Source organism: Synechococcus sp. BA-120 BA3 (assembly GCF_034931285.1).
Classification (GTDB): Bacteria; Cyanobacteriota; Cyanobacteriia; order PCC-6307; family Cyanobiaceae; genus Cyanobium.
Genome location: NZ_JAYGHZ010000149.1, coordinates 1 through 2,011, shown reverse-complemented (window position 1 = coordinate 2,011; position 2,011 = coordinate 1). Strand labels below are relative to the sequence as shown.

The 2,011-nt window shown below is 73.1% G+C and carries 2 protein-coding genes; both read right to left on the bottom strand.

Features of this window, described 5'->3' with window-relative positions:
• Positions 1-1,552, bottom strand: a 1,552-nt coding sequence (locus tag VB737_RS06705; RefSeq protein WP_500312158.1) for an ABC1 kinase family protein, incomplete at its 3' end; no start/stop codon positions are given.
• Complete coding sequence (locus VB737_RS06700) at positions 1,552-1,893, bottom strand: hypothetical protein (protein WP_500312157.1); 342 nt, start codon at positions 1,891-1,893, stop codon at positions 1,552-1,554. The genes VB737_RS06700 and VB737_RS06705, both read right to left, overlap by 1 nt.
• Between the last annotated feature and the right edge of the window lie 118 nt (positions 1,894-2,011).

The following is a 2,011-nucleotide window of genomic DNA, read 5'->3' as shown; positions in this document are numbered from 1 at the left end:
CCGCCAGCACCGCGGCCGCCACCGCCAGGGCGCCGAGCAGGAACGACTGGCCGGCGCTCTGCTGGGCCAGGGCCAGGCGCCGCAGCAGGCGGTCGGTTTCGCCGGCGCGGATCAGCACCTGCAGATCCCCCTGTTCGATGCGGGCCAGGCTCTCGTCCAGGCGCCGGGGGATCCCGAAGGCGCGGCTGCCCACCTCGGCCGCCTGGCGGGAGAGCTCGCTGAACAGTTCGTTGGGGCCGTTGCCGCTGGCGGTCATGAGGGGCAACAGGTAGGGACGGGCGATGGCCATGAGGCTAAAGCCCGGATCGAGGCTGCGGCCCACCCCCTCGAAGGTGGAGAGGGCCCGCATCACGAAGATCAGCTCGGGCGGCAGCCGGAACGGCTGGCCGTAGACGAGTTCGTAGAGGTCGCCGGAGAGCTTGTCGATGACGTTGGCGCTGAACGGTGGCGTGAGGGCTTCGGTGAGCATCACCCGCACCAGCCGCCGCACGGGCCCCTGGTCGATACCGGCGGCGATCAGGCCGGCCTGCTGCAGCTCGTCCACCAGGGAGGCGGCATCCCGGGCCGCCGCGGCCCGCACCATCCGTCCGAGCCGGCTGCGCAGCCGCTCGGAGATCTGACCCATCATGCCGAAGTCGTAGTAGATCAGCGCCCCGTCGCTGGCGACCGCGAGGTTGCCGGGATGGGGGTCGGCGTGGAAGAAGCCGAAGCGCACCAGCTGCTGCAGGTAGCTGGCCGCGCCCTTCTCGGCGACGGCCGCCGGATCGATGCCGGCGAGCACCAGGGCCTCGCGGTCGTTGACCTTGATGCCGGGCACGTAATCGAGGCAGAGCACCCGCCGGGAGCTCAGCTCCCAGATCACCGCCGGGATGCGGATGCCGGGGTCGTCGAGGAACTGCTGGCGGAAGCGGGCGGCGTGCTCCGCCTCGAGGCGGAAATCCAGCTCCCGCAGCAGCACCCGGCGGCACTCCTTGGCGATGCCCACCCAGTCGCGGCCGGCCCCCCAGCGGGGATGGCGCTGCACGGCGGCCGCCACCTGCTGGAGGACCTCCAGATCGAGGCGGAAGAGGCGTTCCAGCCCCGGCCGCTGCACCTTGAACACCACCTGACGGCCGCTGCGCAGGCTGGCGCGGTGCACCTGGGCCAGGCTCGCCGACCCCAGCGGCACCACCTCCAGATCGATGATCTCCGCGCGCCGCTCCCCCAGTTCCTGCTCCAGCAGGGACTCCACCACCGGAAAGGGGAAAGCGGGCACCCGGTCCTGCAGGTGGGCCAGCTCCTCCACCACGTCGGCGGGGAGGACGTCGGGGCGGGCCGAGAGCAGCTGGCCCAGCTTGATGAAGGCGGAACCGAGCTCAAGGAACTGGGCCGTGAGCCAGCGGGCCCGGCGGCGCTGGCGGGCGGCCTGGGCTTGCGGGGTGCGTCCGCCCGGGTAGGTCCAGGGGCGGGCGTCCCACCAGAGGCCGGCCAGCAGCTGAAGCACGAGGCGCCAGATGCGCAGCGAACGCCAGAGGCGGGACAGCAGGATCCCGGGGGCGGAGAGGGGCGCCATCAGGCCTGCCCCGGCGACCGCGGCGGACCATCGGGGGCGACGGGCATGCGGTCGAGGCGCTGGGAGAGCTCGGCCACCCTGGCCCGCAGGGCATCGATGCGCTCCTGGGGATCGTCGGAGGCGCGGCCGGCGGAGGCGGGAGCCCCGGCGCCGTGGTCGTTCTCGATCCGTTCCGCTTCCATCGTCACCTCCTCCCAGAACAGACTCAGCTCCTGCTGCACCCTGGCGGGGGCCTCCTGGGCGAGGGCCGCCAGGGTGGCGGCCGCATCGGCCAGACCGCTGCCGAGGCGGGCGGCCAGGCGGTTCATGGCCGCCTTGGCGAGGGACTGCGGCGCGCTCATGAGAAGGCCGGTGGTGTCACCGAACTGTGGCAGATCAGGGCTGGCCTGCGGGGGCCGGTGGGGGGCCCAGCGGCGGTGGGGGGATCGGCGCCGGGCCTGGCCCTTATACCCATCTCCG